The sequence below is a fragment of the Lactobacillus nasalidis genome (genome assembly GCF_016587775.1).
Classification (GTDB): Bacteria; Bacillota; Bacilli; order Lactobacillales; family Lactobacillaceae; genus Lactobacillus; species Lactobacillus nasalidis.
In genome coordinates, this window is record NZ_BOCG01000361.1 from 1 (window position 1) to 219 (window position 219).

The window sequence follows — 219 nt, forward strand, 5'->3', positions numbered from 1 at the left end:
GTTCCCTTCGGGGACGCAGAGACAGGTGGTGCATGGCTGTCGTCAGCTCGTGTCGTGAGATGTTGGGTTAAGTCCCGCAACGAGCGCAACCCTTGTCTTTAGTTGCCATCATTAAGTTGGGCACTCTAGAGAGACTGCCGGTGACAAACCGGAGGAAGGTGGGGATGACGTCAAGTCATCATGCCCCTTATGACCTGGGCTACACACGTGCTACAATGG

General features: G+C 55.3%; 1 rRNA gene. It reads left to right on the forward strand.

From position 1 onward, the window contains the following. Positions 1-219 (forward strand): 16S ribosomal RNA (locus lacNas_RS06870); the annotation flags it as partial.